A 16,376-nucleotide genomic window follows, 5' to 3' on the forward strand; every position below is an offset into this window, starting at 1 on the left:
AGAAACTATTAAGCTTCACAATACGACTTAGCAATAGCGGCACCAAGACGAGCATTGTTTAAGACCAACTGAATGTTTGAATCAAGGCTGTTCCCACCTGTTAGTTCACAAACTCGAGCTAACAAGAATGGTGTCGATTCTTTACCAGCGATACCTTGCTCATCTGCTTCTGCCAACGCTTGCTCGATCGCAGAGTTGATAGTTTCCACTGGCATCGCGTATTCTACAGGAATTGGGTTGGCAATCACTGCACCACCAGCAAGTTGCATCTCCCACTTCGCTTTCAGCGCAATTGCGATCTCTTGTGCTGAGTCTAGGCGGTAGTCGATGCCATGCTCACTTTCACGGGTATAGAACGCTGGTAGACTATCGGTTTGATAACCAATAACAGGTACACCTTGCGTTTCCAAGTATTCACGAGTAAGTGCTAAGTCTAGAATTGACTTCGCGCCTGCACACACTACAGCAACATCTGTATTTGCAAGCTCTTGAAGGTCAGCAGAGATATCAAATGTTTCTTGAGCACCACGATGAACACCACCGATGCCACCTGTAGCAAATACACGAATCCCTGCCATTTCTGCCAAAATCATTGTCGCTGCTACTGTTGTCGCACCGTCTTTTTCGCCTGCCACCATAAAAGGAATGTCACGGCGGCTGACTTTGGTCACGCTAGTACCGGCTTTACCTAAATATTCGATCTGTTCTTTATCTAAACCAACTTTTAGGCGGCCTTTTATGATAGCAATAGTCGCTGGAATAGCGCCTGATTCACGGATTGTTTCTTCAACTAAAAGCGCGGTCTCTACATTGCGTGGATAAGGCATACCGTGAGAAATGATCGTTGATTCCAGTGCCACGACAGGTTTGTTTTCAGCCAATGCTTGCGCAACTTCAGGTTGAATATCTAGATACTTCTCTAACATGTTGATTCCTCTATTAAACGAGAGACTGCCTTTTCAGACATAATTGAATTAATTGTTGAACTGGATTGGAGTGCTAATCGGGCTGCACCAAGTGCAAACTCCACGCTCTGCTGCCAATCCCAGTTTTGTAGATAACCATGAGCAAGACCCGCCATCAGCGCATCACCCGCTCCGGTGACATTGTTTACTAGTGTTTTCGAAGCCGGAATAAACTCACCTTGACCCTCAACACTCGAATAGGCGCCCTCTTTACCAAGGCTAATTAGCAGACGCTTAACACCCAATGCGTGCAATTTGTTAGCAACGTCTGGCAACTGATCCGGATGCTCAATCTTACAATCCGCCAAAAGTTCGGCTTCAGAAAGGTTTGGTTTTAAGGTGTGCACATATTCCAAATAAGGCTTTATTTTTCCTGCTTTAACTGATGACACAGGATCAACGAAAATTGCTTTATCCGCATGTGCGTGGAATAAATAATCCAGTGCCGACTCACTTAAGTTTGCGTCGAGCACAATGGCCGATGAGCGATTAAATACTGCAGCGCGTTTAGAAAGTTGCTCAACATTAAGCTCATCAATTAACGCCATATCGTTTAGTGCAAGCTGAAGCTCACCGCTCTGGTCGTGAATCGACAAATAAGTGCTGGTCGCTTTACCTGGAACGGTTAAACAATGGTCAACACCAACGCCTGCGTTTCGGCAAGAATCTAACAGCTGCTCGCCCCAAAGATCATCACCGATTGCACCAATAAACTGCACCTTACTGCCTAGTCGAGACAAGTTATCAGCAATGTTACGTGCAACACCTCCAGCTCCTGAAGTTAGTACACCAGGGTTAGAATCCCCCATCACCAAATCAGAACTTGAACGGCCACAAAGATCCATATTGGCACCGCCTATGACAGCGCTGAATCGTTCTGGAGCAATGACATAACCTTTGCCCTCAATGAAGCCTTTTTTAGTCAGGTTCATTATGTGGCCTGCAACGGCACTTCGACTTAAATCCAACATATCCGCAAGAGTATGCTGGGCTATCATTGGGTCTTGTTTGATTAACTCTAAAATCTGCTGCTCACGCTCAGTCATAAACACTTGTCCGGTTGTTCAAACTTTTGTTTGGATAATAATTTGTCAAATTACTCGAAGCAAACGTTTTCCACGCTCAAAGATTCAACTTGATAACGTGATCACAGATCATTGCCACTAGGCGCATATTCACTCCTTTACACTTTCAATCGTGAAATCCGTCACTTGAAGAAGTCTCCTAGTAGTGGCTAATATTACAATAACCATATAAAAACTAATGATAAGAAACGTATGGATTATATTGATTGTATTGCCAGCACCAACCGAGCGTTAAGTTGTCGAAACGGCATTGATGAGCTCTTCAAAAGCCTCAGAAAAAAACACCCTTTTCTGTCGAGATTGTGTGTGTCCGTTACCAGTCACGACCATCTCGAAAACTTCCATGTCATTGACCATCAAGACAACAGCGATTACTTCGATGTCATTTCTATCCATGCAGAGCATTGCCAACCACTGACAAAAATCATAGATAATCAAGAAATTCGCGTAGTTGCAGACCTCAACGAGCTTAGCCCAAACACGAGAAATGAGCGGCTAAGGAAACTAGGACACCGAAGTAGCTTCACGATGGGATTAAAAATAGATGAGCGCCATGGGGCGGTGCTCTTCTTTAATGCTACTAAAGCCGACTATTTTAGCGACGGCGAGCTGCATGCGGACTTATTGTTTGTAAAAGAGGTGATCACAAGCTTACTTTGTCATGATAGGTACAAACATCAAATGTTTTTGCAGGCGTTGCAATTGGCACTTCGCATTAGTCATAAACGCGACCCCGAAACTGCGGACCATCTGCAGCGTATGAGCCTTTACAGCAAGCTGCTGGCCGAATTATTAGCAGTAAAGTTACCTGTCGATCACCGTTTTATTCAATGGATTGAGCTCTATTCCCCTTTTCATGATATCGGCAAATACCGTATTCCTGACCATATTTTGTTTAGCCCTCATCGTTACACCCCTGAAGAAAAAGCCATCATGGATAAACACGTCGATTATGGTGTCGATATTATTGATGAAGTATTGAACAACATTGATGTCATGACCGCCTCCAGCGCGGAGGTCGCATTTCTTAAGAATATTATTTACTGCCACCACGAACGATTCGATGGCAATGGTTATCCTTGCAAAATTATGGGGAATGACATTCCACTCGAAGCTCGCATCATCACTATCGCAGACGTGTTTGACGCCTTATTAAGCAAGCGTAGTTATAAGCACGCTTGGACAATGGACGATACTCAAAACTATATTCGCCAAGAAGCAGGAAGCTTGTTTGACCCTATCATTGTGCAAATGTTAATGGATAACATCGATAAGTTTAGAGCTATCTATGAGCGATTTCCGCCAGAGCCTTTGACATCAGGTCAAGTGGCTTAACTTACTCCTGAAGCCGAACCGAATATACGGTCAAAATAGCTAAGTGGCGCAACGCGGGCTCCGGCCTTCCGTTGCCATTTAGTACTGTTAGCCACTAGCCATTTTTGCTGCGAGCCGGCAATAATCGCTTGGCTGACAGACGCTTCACGAAGCTGATGTTCCATGGCGTACTCTTCTTGTTTTAACTCTAGTGGTGAAATGTCGGCGCTCAATGAGACACTGGATGCGAGACTCACCGACGCACAACTCACTATCCCGATATCCGCGGAAAATTGGCCAAAGAAATGACCGATACTGTCACCCACAACATCACCATCGTTGGTTCTCAGTCGACCGCCTGGTATCCAAGTCTCTATATGGTCGTACTGAGACAATATATGAGCAGCCTGGAAGTTATTGGTCACAACTCTTAGCTCTTTCTGATTACCTAACTTTTCCGCGATGGCGGCTATGGTGGTGCCAATGCCAAGAAACAAAGTACAGCCGTCCGGTATTAACTCAGCCACTTGTTTTGCAATAATCTGTTTTTCACTCAAATTCGTTGCGCTGCGAGAGGCAAAGCTTCGGTTCGTTAATGTTGTGGGTAAACTGACGCCACCGTGATGACGTCTTGCCAGACCTAACGCACAAAGTTCGTTGATATCACGCCGAATGGTTTGTGTCGTGACATTAAAGTGAGCCGAAAGCTCTTCAATTGTGCAATATTCCTGATGCTGAATAAGTTCGATAACGTTTTGCTGCCGCAGGCTTAAATTATGCATTGTTTTTGGTTCTACTTTTTCAATATGTGTTATTCGATTTTAACAACTGAGTGTTAGCTACCACTACGAGAAAACCGTTTCAGCTTGCATCAAATAAGAATGAGGTTCGTCAGTGATCATCATATCAACCCCCCATTTCCAGTGCGCTTCCACCAATTCAGGGAAATTAGGGGTGTAACAATACAATTGGTATCCGGCAGTTTTTACATGTTTGGCGAGCTTTTCCGTCAAAAAACGATAATCACAATGCACACTAAACGCCTCTAGTTCATTTAATACACTTAAAGCATTCTCTGGGATTGATTGCCACAACTGTCCACGGCGAATACTAGGTATTTTAGCTTTCATTTCCATAAGTGCTTGGGTATTAAAGCTAGAAAACAACAATTGCTCATAGGAAACGCCAACCTCCGCTACGACTGCAGCTATCTGTTGACATAGCAATTCAATATCATCACCTGAGTAGACCTTTAACTCGATATTTAAGCTAATGTTATGTTGCTGTACAAAACACAATGTCTCTGACAAGGAAGGAATACGTTCATTTCTATATTGTTCTCCGAACCATAACCCAGCGTCCAACTCTTGCAGCTTTTTCAGTGACAGATCAGCTACCTTGCCACTGCCGTCAGTACAGCGGTTTACCGTTTGGTCATGAATAACCACAGGCACTTTGTCAGCACTCAATTGAACATCAATTTCAATCCACTCGACACCCTGTTGAGCAGCAAGTTGAAATGCTACTAATGTGTTTTCTGGTGCCAGACTCGATACACCGCGATGCGCTGTTGTTTTCATGTTTACCTCATATGTTCATTTATTTTCACATGCAGCATCCCAGCCCTTTATGACAAGCGTATTGCAGTTAAAACCATCTTTGGTGAAAACAAAACCTTTCAAATAAGTTCATTTAACTGTCACCTAAGCGTCATTTTCGTCGTTTAACTTTCACTTGAACAAATGGAGCAGATAAAACAACACAAGCGAACATTTGCTCTTGTCTTGTTGAACAGATACTTAAAATCATAAGGGAAAAGATATGTCTATTAAGCACCTCACGGCAATTGCGGCAACAATGGCAGTTATCAGTGTTCAAGCACACGCGAAAACCGAGGTTGAATGGTGGCACGCCATGGGTGGCGCTTTAGGTCAAAAGGTCAATGAAATTGCCGCCGACTTTAACGCTAGCCAATCCGAATACGAGATTAAGCCAGTGTACAAAGGTAGCTACGCAGAAACCATGACCAGTGCCATTGCTGCTTTCAGAGCAAAAGAGCAACCAGCAATCGTACAGGTATTCGAAGTAGGTACCGCAACCATGATGGGTGCTAAGCAAGCTATCTACCCTGTTTATGAGCTAATGGCTGATACTAAAGAACCATTTAACGCAGATAACTACCTTGCCGCGGTAACGGGCTATTACACTACGAACGATGGACAGATGCTGTCTATGCCGTTTAACAGCTCAACACCTGTGATGTACTACAACAAAGACATGTTTAAAAAAGCGGGTATCAAAGAAGCACCAAAAACCTGGAAGGAAATGGAAGCGGTCTCGCGTAAGCTGTTAGCGTCAGGAGCGAAATGTGGCTTCACAACCACATGGCAATCTTGGACTCAAATAGAGAACTTCGGTGCACGTAACAACATTCCTGTGGCGACTGAGAATAATGGCTTCGGTGGTTTTGATACTGAGTTTAAATTCAATGACGCGCCTTATGTAAAACACATCCAACAACTGGGCGATTGGTCAAAAGAAGGCATCTTCAAATATGGCGGCCGTCAATCAGATGGCATGCCTCTTTTTTACACACAAGAGTGTGCGATGACTATGGGCTCTTCTGCTGGTCTAGCGGGGATTAAAGAGAACATGAAGGGCATTGATGTAGGCGTTGCGCAGCTTCCGTACGATGATGACCTAATTGCAAAGCCACAAAATACCATCATTGGCGGTGCATCACTTTGGGTACTTAGAGGCCATACGTCAGAAGAATACAAAGGTGTAGCTAAGTTCTTCACGTATTTGTCGAGCCCTGAAGTTCAAGCAGATTGGCACCAGTTCACTGGCTACCTACCTATCACCAAACAAGCCTACGAGCTGACTAAACAACAAGGCTTCTACCAAGCAAATCCAGGAACGGATACTGCGGTATTGCAAATGACATCAACAACACCAACAGCGAACTCAAAAGGCATTCGCTTTGGTAATTTCCTACAAACCCGCGACATCATTAATGAAGAGTTAGAAGCCGTGTGGGCAGGTAAAGCGTCCGCTAAGTCTGCACTTAACAATGCCGTTCGTCGTGGTGACGAGCAGTTGCGCCGCTTTGAACGCACACAAAAATAATTGTCTTTGTCTTTTCGCCGTCATTTTCTAATTGAGAATGACGGCTCTTTGGTACACCGTATGTCATCACAAGTTGTTTTTAAAAATAAATGGCTGCCCTATGCGTTAATTGCACCTCAGCTAATTATTACCCTTGTCTTCTTTATTTGGCCCGCAGGTCAGGCTGTATTTCAGTCTTCTCAGTTGGAGGATGCGTTTGGCATCAGCCGTGAGTTTGTTGGTCTAGAGAACTTTACTAAGCTTCTCAACGATAGCTATTACCTTGATTCCTTTTTCACTACGATCCAATTTAGTATCAGCGTTGCACTGCTGGCATTAGTCAGTGCGCTCATTCTCTCTGCTTTTGCTGAGCATATCGTTAGAGGTGCCACGGTATATCGTACATTTCTCATCTGGCCATACGCGGTAGCACCCGTTGTTGCAGGATCTCTATGGCTATTTTTGTTTGACCCAACCATTGGGGTTGTTACCGATATTTTGAATTGGTTTGGGGTTAATTGGAATCCAACATTAAACGGAAGTCATGCCATGTGGATGGTAGTAATAACTTCAACCTGGAAACAGATCAGTTACAACTTCCTCTTCTTCTTAGCTGCCTTGCAATCGGTTCCTAAATCGTTGCACGAAGCTGCTGCAATTGATGGTAGTGGTCCGGTGAAACGCTTTCTAACGATTAGCTTTCCGCTTATTTCCCCAACCAGCTTCTTCTTACTCGTGGTTAACTTTGTTTACGCTTTCTTCGACACCTTCGCCATTATTCATGCAATGACACAAGGCGGTCCAAGTAACAGTACATCGACGCTGGTATACAAAGTGTATAACGATGGCTTTATCGGACTCGATCTTGGTTCATCAGCAGCACAGTCGGTAATTCTTATGGTTTTGGTAGCAATGCTGACCGTTATTCAATTCAAATACGTTGAGAAAAAGGTAGCGTACTAATGGTAGAAAGAAGACCTCTTTTCAATGTGTTTTGCCACATTATTCTTGTACTAGGCATTGTTTCTATTGCTTTACCGGTGTGGATCGCTTTGGTAGCGACGACACATGAGAACACTGAGTTTGCAACAGGCACACCGTTATGGTTTGGCGATCTGGGATTTAGTGTGTTCTCAGACCTGCTGAGCAATGAAAGTACATTTAATAACAACGCGCTTCCAATCACACACATGCTGACCAACTCTCTTATCATGGCGCTGTGTATCACCATAGGAAAACTGACTATTTCAATAACATCGGCTTATGCTGTGGTCTTTTTCCGCTTTCCTGGACGAATGATTGCGTTTTGGATGATCTTTTTCACGTTAATGTTACCGGTCGAAGTGAGAATCATGCCGACGTTCGAAGTCATCACTAATTTGAACATGCTTAACTCGTTTTCGGGATTAACCATTCCTCTCATCGCGAGTGCAACGGCAACATTCTTATTCAGGCAGTTTTTTATGACCGTGCCGAATGAGCTAGTCGAAGCGGCACGCATTGATGGCGCAGGTCCGATTAAGTTCTTTTTCGATATTCTGCTTCCTCTCTCACGCACCAATATTGCAGCGCTATTCGTGATCACTTTCATTTATGGTTGGAATCAATACCTCTGGCCATTACTCATTACCACTGATGCCCAGTACTACACCATAGTGATGGGTATTAAACAAATGCTTGGCGTCGTCGATGGCGTGATCGAGTGGAACAAGATTATGGCCACCACCATCATCGCCATGTTACCGCCAGTCATCGTGGTTATCGCTATGCAAAAAGTATTCGTCAAAGGCTTGGTAGATTCGGAGAAATAAATGTCAACGCTTACTCTTTCAAATATCGCTAAATGCTACCCAAATGGTTACCAAGCGATCCCTAATATCAACCTCGACATCGATGACGGTGAGATGGTTGTCCTTGTTGGCCCAAGTGGCTGTGGCAAATCCACCCTGCTACGTATGCTAGCCGGATTGGAAGAAATCAGTTCAGGTACTCTGCGTATCGACGACAACATCGTGAACGAGCTAGAACCCGGTGAACGCGATATTGCAATGGTATTCCAAAACTATGCGTTATACCCGCATATGACGGTATACGACAATATGGCCTATGGACTACGCAATCGCAAAATGCCAAAAGCGGAAATACAGCGCCTTGTCGGCCAAGCTGCGGAAATGCTCGAGCTCGATGATTTATTAGACCGAAAACCAAAGCAGCTTTCCGGAGGTCAGCGTCAGAGGGTGGCTATGGGCCGCGCCATTGTGCGCGAACCAAAAGTCTTTTTATTTGACGAGCCCTTATCCAACTTGGATGCCAAGCTAAGAGTTCAAATGCGGCTTGAGATAAAACGCCTACAGCGTCGCCTTGGCACTACATCGGTATATGTTACGCACGACCAAGTCGAAGCCATGACACTAGCCGATAAGTTAGTGGTACTCAATAAAGGTAATATTGAGCAAGTGGGCACTCCTTTAGATATTTATGACTATCCAGAATCTCTGTTTGTGGCAACCTTTATTGGTTCACCATCCATGAACATTCTCGACGCCAAAATATCCGCTGAAGGTATAGAACTAGGTTCATCGCTATTCAAAATGGATACCAAAGCTCTAAACCTTGGCTCAGTCAAACTAGGGCTAAGGCCTGAACATTTGACGCTAAACGACATTGACCCTTGGTTTCATGTAGAAGTTGAGCTCATCGAAGCATTAGGGGCTGATCTATTGCTCTATTGCATAACATCCGGAAGTGAGCCTCAAAAACTGGTCGTCCGTGTCGAAGGTCACTCTAAAATAGCCATTGGTGACCAACTTGGTATTGATGTTGATCGACAGCATCTTCATCTTTTCAGCAGTGAAACCTCAAAGCGCCTTCATTTCAACGATCACACTACTCTTCAGCAAGAGGTCATTAATGCCTAAGTCGTTATCTGCGTTATCGCCACATCAAGCGAGAAAGATCGAATGGCTATTCACCGATGTGGACGATACATTGACTTGGGAAGGAGCATTGCCTCCCGAGACATTACTCGCCCTCAATAAACTAAGGTCGAGTGGGGTTAAAGTCGTTGCTGTCACTGGCGCTTGCGCTGGGTGGTGTGACCAAATTGCCAAGCTGTGGCCAGTTCATGGTGTCATTGGGGAAAATGGTGCATTTTGGATGATGAAAAACCAACAAGGATTTCACGTCCACTCACTACAACCGATGGACGAGATGAGAAGCAACCAGAAAATACTGTTACAGCGTCTAGAAACGTTACTTGTTCACTACCCTGGGATCGAGTTTGCTAATGACCAAAGTTATAGATTTTGCGATGTTGCTATTAACCTCGGACAAGACCGTGAACCTGTCGCAGACGATGTTAGCACACGACTACTCAATGAGATTCGCTCGCTAGTCGTTAACGGACAAAAAGTGAAAGCCACTCAGAGTTCCATTCACATCAATGTTTGGCTAGGTGAACACAGTAAGCGATTCAGCAGCGAAGAGTACCTTAAAGTAAGCGGTAACCAGAACGTATTTGCATTGGAAACACTGACCTACATTGGTGATTCACTCAATGACGAGTCGATGTTTGATTGGCTACCCATTACATTTGGCGTAAATAACCTAACGCCTTTGCTGTCAAAGCTGCGGGCGAAACCCAGTTATATAACTAGTGCTAATGGTGGATACGGATTTGCTGAATTGGCTCAGCAACTGGTCGAAGCTCGTCACAGTGCTTAATTTAACGATAACCAAAAGGCCGTCTATTAACGACGGCCTTTCTATCTCGACTAAATACCTGATTATGTTCGTTGCAGAAAGGTATTACGCCTCAGGTAAAGACTGAGATTTCAACACAGTCTCTTGCGGCTTGTCTTTCACCAATGACAGCAATCCAGTAATCACTAACGCCGCGATGCCCGACATTGTCACTGGTGACCCCAATATAGTTTGTACCAGTTTGGGGGCTTCTTTTAGCAAATCCGGTACCAGCATAACGCCTAACCCTAGCCCCAGTGAAATAGCGATAGTCATAATTCGGCGTCTATCTAGTGTTTCGCTTGCGATGATTTTGATGCCTGCTGCAGCCACAGTACCAAACATTACCAAGGTTGCCCCGCCTAACACAGGCTTCGGTATCGTCATCAAGATAGCTCCAAGTATTGGAAACAGACCAAGTAAGAATAAGATGCCAGCAATGAAGTATCCAATGTAACGACTGGCAATTCCAGTCAGGTGAATCACCCCATTGTTTTGACTAAAGGTGGTATTCGGGAAGGTATTAAACACCGCTGCAATCATTGAATTTATGCCATCTGCCAACACGCCCGCTTTTACTCGTTTTATGTACTGCTTACCTTCAATCTTCTGCCTTGAAAACAGACAGTTGGCAGTTAGGTCACCCGTCGATTCAATAGCGGTAATCAGATAGATAAAAGCAATCGGTAGAAAAGCTTGCCAATCAAACGCGAATCCGTACTTGAAAGGGATAGGAATACTCAGAAATGGTTGCGATGAAAAGTCTGGCATGGTGACTTTTCCCAACATCATCGCCACTAACCACCCTATCAATAACCCAACTAGAATCGAAGATAATCTCACCATGGTATTGCGGCTCAAATTTAAAATCACTATGGTTGCCAAAACTACACCGCCTAGTGCTAAGTTAGATGCAGAGCCAAAGTCCTCGGCGCCGAAACCACCAGCGATGTCAGTAATACCCACTTTGATCAGCGAAATACCAATAGTCGTAATCACAATGCCCGTGACAACAGGAGTGATGACCGCTTTAAGTTTATCGATTAATCTCGACAAGATAATTTCAACAAAAGCACCGAAAAAACACACACCAAAAATGGTCGCGAGCATTTCATCCGGTCCTCCTCCGTTAGCCTTAACAAGAAAGCCTGCCCCCAAGACAGAGCCTAAAAAAGCAAAGCTTGTCCCTTGAACGCAAATCATGCCAGCACCAATTGGGCCAATTCGCTTCGCTTGTATAAAAGTGCCTACTCCTGAGACCATCAACGCCATACCAATAAGGTATGGGATATGGTCACCAAGTCCTAACACTCCTCCAATAATTAATGTCGGGGTAATAATGCCGACAAAACTCGCCAAAACATGTTGAAGTGCGGCGTAACTCGCGGCTTTGACCGAAGGTTTATCATCCAGTCCGTAGATTAAGTCACTGCTATGTTGCTGTTCCATGTGATTCCCTATGTATTTTTGATTGTATACAACTAAGACCACAAAGGTTAAAGCAATATGCATACCATTAACTAACCTTCTGTTTTCAAAAGATTTAGTCAAATTACATGCATCATATCGCACCACTTTCACCCGTCGATAGCTAGTATTGGTGCAATTTTCCGTTAAACACTGTAACAACTTATTCTTTGACTTACACGTGTACGCTGATATTCTAGCGAACACGTGTAAGCTTAAATGGAGTTATTGTATGAACACGGCTCACAAGCCCCCGATAATTTGGTTAAACGTCACGATTTTTCTTGGCACTTTTATCCTAGCCACAGTAGGCACCACATGGTATGGCGTGACACACGGTTATACCCTTGCACACTGGGTTTGGTTACTCATTGCCTTTGTATTTTGTGGTATGTCCATTACAGCGGGCTATCACAGGCTGTGGTCACACAAGGCATACGAAGCACACAATTCACTGAAATACCTATTTGCTATTGGTGGTGCCTTTGCTCTTCAAAATAGCGCATTGCACTGGTCTTCAGACCATCGTGTTCATCACAAACACGTCGACAATAACGACAAAGACCCATACTCAGCGAAGCGAGGCTTTTGGTACTCACATATCGGATGGATGCTTAGGGAGTATCAAGCCGCACGATACGATGATTATCGTAACTGCCGAGATCTTCAAAAAGACAAGGTGGTGATGTGGCAACACAAACATTATGTCGCCCTTGCCCTACTCACCAATTTCGGTATCCCAATTGCTCTGGGAGCAATTTATGGCGATCTGATCGGTTTCATACTAATTGTTGGTGCACTACGATTGGTACTCAGTCATCACACGACCTTTTTTATTAACTCATTAGCTCATGTTTGGGGCTCTCAGCCGTACACCAGCAAAAACACGGCACGGGACAACGGGATTTTAGCGTTTGTTACGTTTGGTGAGGGTTACCACAACTTCCACCATATCTTTGAGCATGACTATCGAAATGGCATTCGTTGGTGGCAGTTTGATCCGACTAAATGGTTAATACGCTCTTGCGCTTATCTTGGGCTAGCTAAGGGACTAAAACGCGTGTCACCTTATCGCATTGAGAAAGCGCGTCTGTTGCAAACCATGCAAACGGCCAAGGGCAAAATCTTCCAACTTCCCAACGCAGAGCAAATTCATTCGGTGATTGAACAAGAATTGCAACATTTGATCAGCAAACTGAATGAATGCGACGAACTAAAGACTCAACTTATCAAGTCGGCAAAATCCAATGTCAAAGAAAAGTATGAGCAAGCTTTATTGCGAGTGCGAATAGAGCAATTAGATTTAACGTTAAAAGAACAAAGACGTCGTTGGTACAGTATGGTTAATAACCCTAGGCTAGCGATCAGCTAATGTGGTAGTCAATTAAGTTGACACTGGGCGAGCATCATTGATGCTCGTTTTTTTTTATACTTTCTGCCGTATTTATCACATGGTTTTGCTATGAAAAAAAGCAACTTATGGCAGCTAAGCCAAGCGTCAATGGGCATTGTTCAATGGATAGGTCTCGCGATCATTGTTGCCCCTCTCATCCTATCCCGGACCAACAGCGCGCTACTCGTTGGTCAAGTGATGTTGATTTTAGGTTTAAGTGGCTTAACTGCTCCTTTGCTTGGTTCTATCGCCGATAAATACATGCTTCATAAACCTATGCACCTACTAGCACTCATATGTCATGCCAGCGCATTACTGCTATTACTTTTCGTTTCTACAACTCAATGGCATTACTGGGGTATTGCCTGTTTGATTGGTCTTGGCAGTAACCTCCTGCTTATTCTCAATCCAACGCTTGCTTTACGCTTAAATAGTTCGCCAAAAAGCCAGTCAAACGCACTGAAACACCTTTTCCAAATTCAAATGCTTGGGGTAGCCGTGACTGGCGTAACCATTGCTTGTCTTGACTATTTGCAGCTATCCGTGAATATACAGTTGGGCACACTCTTTGCCTTCGACCTGTTGTTGATCGTCGTTACAGTTCTTTATCCACCCAAGACCCAGGTCTTTATTACTGAACCTCATGAATTAAACACGAATTCCGATCGTAGCCATTCTAAAGTTGTTTGGTTTGGATTCGTCGTTTGCGTATTGATGTCTATGTTTGTGGGTTCAAATATGGTGGAGATGGGACCAGTCATTATTGATAAAGGGTTTGGCGTTAACGTATCGAGTTCCGCATTCGGAATGGCTATCGCAGCACTTGTCACCCTCGTCGCACTTACACCCGCAGGAACTTGGATGGCAACTCATGGAGCCCACTCTCTTTGGTTCATCACCGTGATAGTAAACCTAATTGTAGGCATCAGTATCTGGTTTATGTTCGGCCACAATATTATGGCGCTTTTACCGCTCTCTCTGATATTAATCTCCATTATCAATGGTGCGTGGAACGACATTTCTATTGCCGCTCTTGCGGACGAAATTAGCCCTTATCGACCTGCAACAACGCAAGGGTTTATGGCAGCCGCCGTATCCTTAGGGTTCTCTATTGGTACTTACATCGTGGGGGTTCTGTTAGATCACGATAAGATTGCCAACGTGGTGGGCTTTTTGGCGTTAAGCGGTCTTGTTGTTGCCATGCTTGCAAGTTGGGTACTAGTTAAACTGCCAAAAACCAAAACGCTGCCTATTGAACAGCAGCGCTTTGAATTAAAAGATAAACAGTGCTAGAGGATGGACGTGGCGTTACGACCAGCTTCTTTGGATTGGTAAAGGGCTTTATCCGCGCGCTTTAGCCAATCTACATGATTATTATCTTCAGCGCTGCACTCGGTGATACCTAAGCTAATGGTGTATTGGAGTGACTGACCATCGAACTCTAAACAGAGCTCCTCTACTCGTTTACGCAACCTTTCTGCAAAATACGACGCTTGATCTGCTGTCGTGTCGGTGAGTAAAACGGCAAATTCCTCTCCGCCGTAGCGACCACACACATCACTACCTCTCGCAGCCTTTAACAGCTGCTGAGCTGTCTCTTTGATCACGTTATCGCCAGTGGCGTGGCCATAGTTGTCATTGACACGTTTAAAATGATCAATATCGAACATTACCAGCGTTGACGTACGTCCCGTGGTCTGTACCGAATTAAATTCCTCAATAAACTGTGATTCCCAGTAAGCCCGGTTAAACAGTCCAGTAAGTCCATCTGTGCGACCTAACTCCGTCAACTTTTCATTGGAGCGCTTGAGGTGCATTTTACTCTTAGCAATGTCCGACACATCTTGCAGCATAATAGCAAAATGCGTGACATCTCCTTGGGGAGACTTAAGTGGCGTAATCACCATGTTCTGGTACATGTTGAGCAAGCCTTGTGAAACAGGTGAGAAGTTTTTGAATTCAAAGATAATTGGACGATCTTCCCAGTTTGAAAAGCCCCGAGTTTTTAGAGTTCCAGTCGATTCCAGTTTCGCTCTTAACCACTTTTCAGGAAGATTGGGATAACTTTCAAACAAGCACTTGCCCATAATGCTGTCTGCATTAATACCGCTATAGTTTTGCATGAAACTATTCCATGCACAGACATTGTATTCACGATCTACCACAATAAGACCCGCATCTAGCGTATCCAGCAACTGCATCGTCCAATGAAAGTCGGAAAGCTCGAGTGTCATAGTGGTCATTGTAAAAGCTCCATTTGACGGTGGATAATCTCCACGGATTCCACATCAAACATAAACAACACGGAGCAGAATAAGTCTAATGCTTCTGCATCATAGGTATATTCAATCGTAAATACGTTTTCATTAGCATTGAGCATCGAGTTTTCGGGACTGAAATCTTCTATTCTTAACGGTTCACGTAACGAGAACTCTAACCCTAGTTGCTCCGATAACGATACTAAGAAAGAAGAAACGAGGACATTCACTAAATTGACAACAATTTCATCGTGGGAAATTTCACCATCGTCATACCCTAAACGTCGTCCCACTTGTGCAACCGACTCACCCTCGATACAAACTAGTGCCTCACCATGTAAACCTCCACCTACAAACCGCTGTGCCGCAGCGCAGCTATTGTCACGGTTTAGGGTATCTTGAATCATCATGGTGAGCTCACTAAACGTCAGCTCGCCGACTCTAGGAACCGGGAGTAGAATGAACTCTTTAAGCTGTTCTGAAATCGTTGCAGCACCTGCCCCCAAAGCGATATTCGACGTTTCTTGGAAACGTTCAAACATCTGCTGTTTGCTAAATGACTGCTTTGAAGAATGCGCATGATGAATTGGGATCTGCAGATCATGAAATAGAGGGACTGCCGATTCTGCTTTTAACGGCTTCTCTATGAATGCATAAGCACCAAGATCGAAACAGCGTTGTTGAGCAATTTCTTGGATGTCGCCAGACACTACGACCACTTTGGTCTGATGGCTGAATTCTTGAAGAGCTGTGAGTACTTCAAAGCCATCCATTTCAGGCATCGTTAAATCAAGAAATAAAATATCAATGGTATCGCACTGCATTGTTTCAAGTGCTTGGCGGCCATTTTCCGCAAATATGATCTCACCATCAAAAGAGCTTGCGATAAAACTCGCTAGACTTCTTCTTGCTACCTTTGAATCGTCACATATAAGTATCCGCATGAATCCATTAATATTATTGATAATTGACTAACCTATAATAAACAGAATTCCATCTGGGATACCAGTATCAATTTGAACTAAGATCACATTTTCATTTTAAA

General features: G+C 44.1%; 15 protein-coding genes. 8 read left to right on the forward strand and 7 right to left on the reverse strand.

Going from position 1 to position 16,376, the window contains the following annotated elements:
• Positions 1 to 8: 8 nt before the first annotated feature.
• Both OH456_RS07785 and OH456_RS07790 read right to left on the reverse strand, forming a co-directional pair.
• Positions 9 to 926, reverse strand: a complete 918-nt coding sequence (locus OH456_RS07785; RefSeq protein WP_006072250.1) for a pseudouridine-5'-phosphate glycosidase — start codon at positions 924 to 926, stop codon at positions 9 to 11.
• Complete coding sequence (locus tag OH456_RS07790; RefSeq protein WP_088877095.1) at positions 920 to 2,011, reverse strand: PfkB family carbohydrate kinase; 1,092 nt, start codon at positions 2,009 to 2,011, stop codon at positions 920 to 922. The genes OH456_RS07785 and OH456_RS07790 overlap by 7 nt, the downstream gene beginning before the upstream one ends.
• A gap of 231 nt (positions 2,012 to 2,242) precedes the next feature.
• On the opposite strand from OH456_RS07790, the gene OH456_RS07795 reads away from it, so the two are divergent.
• The gene (locus tag OH456_RS07795; protein ID WP_252038937.1) at positions 2,243 to 3,385 is read left to right on the forward strand and encodes an HD-GYP domain-containing protein; all 1,143 of its coding nucleotides are present in this window, start codon (positions 2,243 to 2,245) and stop codon (positions 3,383 to 3,385) included.
• Here OH456_RS07795 and OH456_RS07800 read toward each other — a convergent pair.
• Entirely contained in the window at positions 3,382 to 4,146 is a 765-nt protein-coding gene (locus OH456_RS07800; RefSeq protein ID WP_252038936.1) for a DeoR/GlpR family DNA-binding transcription regulator, read from the reverse strand. The two genes, OH456_RS07795 and OH456_RS07800, sit on opposite strands and share 4 nt — an antisense overlap.
• 63 nt (positions 4,147 to 4,209) lie before the next feature.
• Entirely contained in the window at positions 4,210 to 4,944 is a 735-nt protein-coding gene (locus OH456_RS07805; RefSeq protein WP_062461069.1) for a glycerophosphoryl diester phosphodiesterase, read from the reverse strand.
• A gap of 241 nt (positions 4,945 to 5,185) precedes the next feature.
• Between OH456_RS07805 and ugpB the strand changes: the two genes are divergently transcribed.
• From ugpB to OH456_RS07830, 5 genes are read left to right on the forward strand one after another with little or no spacing between them, the layout of a single operon-like run.
• Positions 5,186 to 6,493 (forward strand): sn-glycerol-3-phosphate ABC transporter substrate-binding protein UgpB, encoded by a 1,308-nt coding sequence (gene ugpB, locus OH456_RS07810; protein ID WP_270033218.1) that lies wholly within the window; start codon positions 5,186 to 5,188, stop codon positions 6,491 to 6,493.
• Between the two features lie 60 nt (positions 6,494 to 6,553).
• Complete coding sequence (gene ugpA, locus OH456_RS07815) at positions 6,554 to 7,435, forward strand: sn-glycerol-3-phosphate ABC transporter permease UgpA (RefSeq protein ID WP_006072238.1); 882 nt, start codon at positions 6,554 to 6,556, stop codon at positions 7,433 to 7,435.
• On the forward strand, positions 7,435 to 8,283 hold the full coding sequence (ugpE, locus tag OH456_RS07820) for a sn-glycerol-3-phosphate ABC transporter permease UgpE (protein ID WP_006072237.1): 849 nt from the start codon (positions 7,435 to 7,437) through the stop codon (positions 8,281 to 8,283). Before ugpA ends, ugpE begins: the two co-directional genes overlap by 1 nt.
• Positions 8,284 to 9,390, forward strand: coding sequence for a sn-glycerol-3-phosphate import ATP-binding protein UgpC (locus OH456_RS07825; RefSeq protein WP_270033219.1), 1,107 nt, complete (start codon positions 8,284 to 8,286; stop codon positions 9,388 to 9,390).
• On the forward strand, positions 9,383 to 10,195 hold the full coding sequence (locus OH456_RS07830; protein ID WP_270033220.1) for an HAD-IIB family hydrolase: 813 nt from the start codon (positions 9,383 to 9,385) through the stop codon (positions 10,193 to 10,195). Before OH456_RS07825 ends, OH456_RS07830 begins: the two co-directional genes overlap by 8 nt.
• A gap of 84 nt (positions 10,196 to 10,279) precedes the next feature.
• Here the strand turns inward: OH456_RS07830 and OH456_RS07835 are convergent, their stop codons facing one another.
• A complete protein-coding gene (locus OH456_RS07835) occupies positions 10,280 to 11,662 on the reverse strand; it encodes a nucleobase:cation symporter-2 family protein (protein ID WP_270033221.1) in 1,383 nt (460 codons plus the stop codon).
• Between the two features lie 250 nt (positions 11,663 to 11,912).
• Here OH456_RS07835 and OH456_RS07840 point away from each other — a divergent pair, with 250 nt between their 5' ends.
• Positions 11,913 to 13,052 (forward strand): acyl-CoA desaturase, encoded by a 1,140-nt coding sequence (locus tag OH456_RS07840; protein WP_236109716.1) that lies wholly within the window; start codon positions 11,913 to 11,915, stop codon positions 13,050 to 13,052.
• 90 nt (positions 13,053 to 13,142) lie between these two features.
• The gene (locus tag OH456_RS07845) at positions 13,143 to 14,366 is read left to right on the forward strand and encodes an MFS transporter (protein ID WP_270033222.1); all 1,224 of its coding nucleotides are present in this window, start codon (positions 13,143 to 13,145) and stop codon (positions 14,364 to 14,366) included.
• Here OH456_RS07845 and OH456_RS07850 read toward each other — a convergent pair.
• Together OH456_RS07850 and OH456_RS07855 are read right to left on the reverse strand one after the other, a co-directional pair.
• Positions 14,363 to 15,316, reverse strand: coding sequence for a sensor domain-containing diguanylate cyclase (locus OH456_RS07850; protein WP_006072227.1), 954 nt, complete (start codon positions 15,314 to 15,316; stop codon positions 14,363 to 14,365). The genes OH456_RS07845 and OH456_RS07850 overlap by 4 nt on opposite strands.
• A complete protein-coding gene (locus OH456_RS07855; RefSeq protein ID WP_268666683.1) occupies positions 15,313 to 16,275 on the reverse strand; it encodes a response regulator in 963 nt (320 codons plus the stop codon). Before OH456_RS07855 ends, OH456_RS07850 begins: the two co-directional genes overlap by 4 nt.
• Between the last annotated feature and the right edge of the window lie 101 nt (positions 16,276 to 16,376).

Origin of the sequence: Vibrio sp. La 4.2.2 (assembly GCF_027586995.1) — a bacterium.
Classification (GTDB): domain Bacteria; phylum Pseudomonadota; class Gammaproteobacteria; order Enterobacterales; family Vibrionaceae; genus Vibrio; species Vibrio mediterranei.

Coding starts and splice junctions, on each gene's coding strand:
- OH456_RS07835 (WP_270033221.1), bottom strand. CDS start 11,662: ATGGAACAGCAACATAGCAGTGACTTAATCTACGGACTGGATGATAAA.
- ugpE (WP_006072237.1), top strand. CDS start 7,435: ATGGTAGAAAGAAGACCTCTTTTCAATGTGTTTTGCCACATTATTCTT.
- OH456_RS07825 (WP_270033219.1), top strand. CDS start 8,284: ATGTCAACGCTTACTCTTTCAAATATCGCTAAATGCTACCCAAATGGT.
- OH456_RS07805 (WP_062461069.1), bottom strand. CDS start 4,944: ATGAAAACAACAGCGCATCGCGGTGTATCGAGTCTGGCACCAGAAAAC.
- OH456_RS07795 (WP_252038937.1), top strand. CDS start 2,243: ATGGATTATATTGATTGTATTGCCAGCACCAACCGAGCGTTAAGTTGT.
- ugpB (WP_270033218.1), top strand. CDS start 5,186: ATGTCTATTAAGCACCTCACGGCAATTGCGGCAACAATGGCAGTTATC.
- OH456_RS07830 (WP_270033220.1), top strand. CDS start 9,383: ATGCCTAAGTCGTTATCTGCGTTATCGCCACATCAAGCGAGAAAGATC.
- OH456_RS07785 (WP_006072250.1), bottom strand. CDS start 926: ATGTTAGAGAAGTATCTAGATATTCAACCTGAAGTTGCGCAAGCATTG.
- OH456_RS07845 (WP_270033222.1), top strand. CDS start 13,143: ATGAAAAAAAGCAACTTATGGCAGCTAAGCCAAGCGTCAATGGGCATT.
- OH456_RS07790 (WP_088877095.1), bottom strand. CDS start 2,011: ATGACTGAGCGTGAGCAGCAGATTTTAGAGTTAATCAAACAAGACCCA.
- OH456_RS07855 (WP_268666683.1), bottom strand. CDS start 16,275: ATGCGGATACTTATATGTGACGATTCAAAGGTAGCAAGAAGAAGTCTA.
- OH456_RS07800 (WP_252038936.1), bottom strand. CDS start 4,146: ATGCATAATTTAAGCCTGCGGCAGCAAAACGTTATCGAACTTATTCAG.
- OH456_RS07840 (WP_236109716.1), top strand. CDS start 11,913: ATGAACACGGCTCACAAGCCCCCGATAATTTGGTTAAACGTCACGATT.
- ugpA (WP_006072238.1), top strand. CDS start 6,554: ATGTCATCACAAGTTGTTTTTAAAAATAAATGGCTGCCCTATGCGTTA.
- OH456_RS07850 (WP_006072227.1), bottom strand. CDS start 15,316: ATGACCACTATGACACTCGAGCTTTCCGACTTTCATTGGACGATGCAG.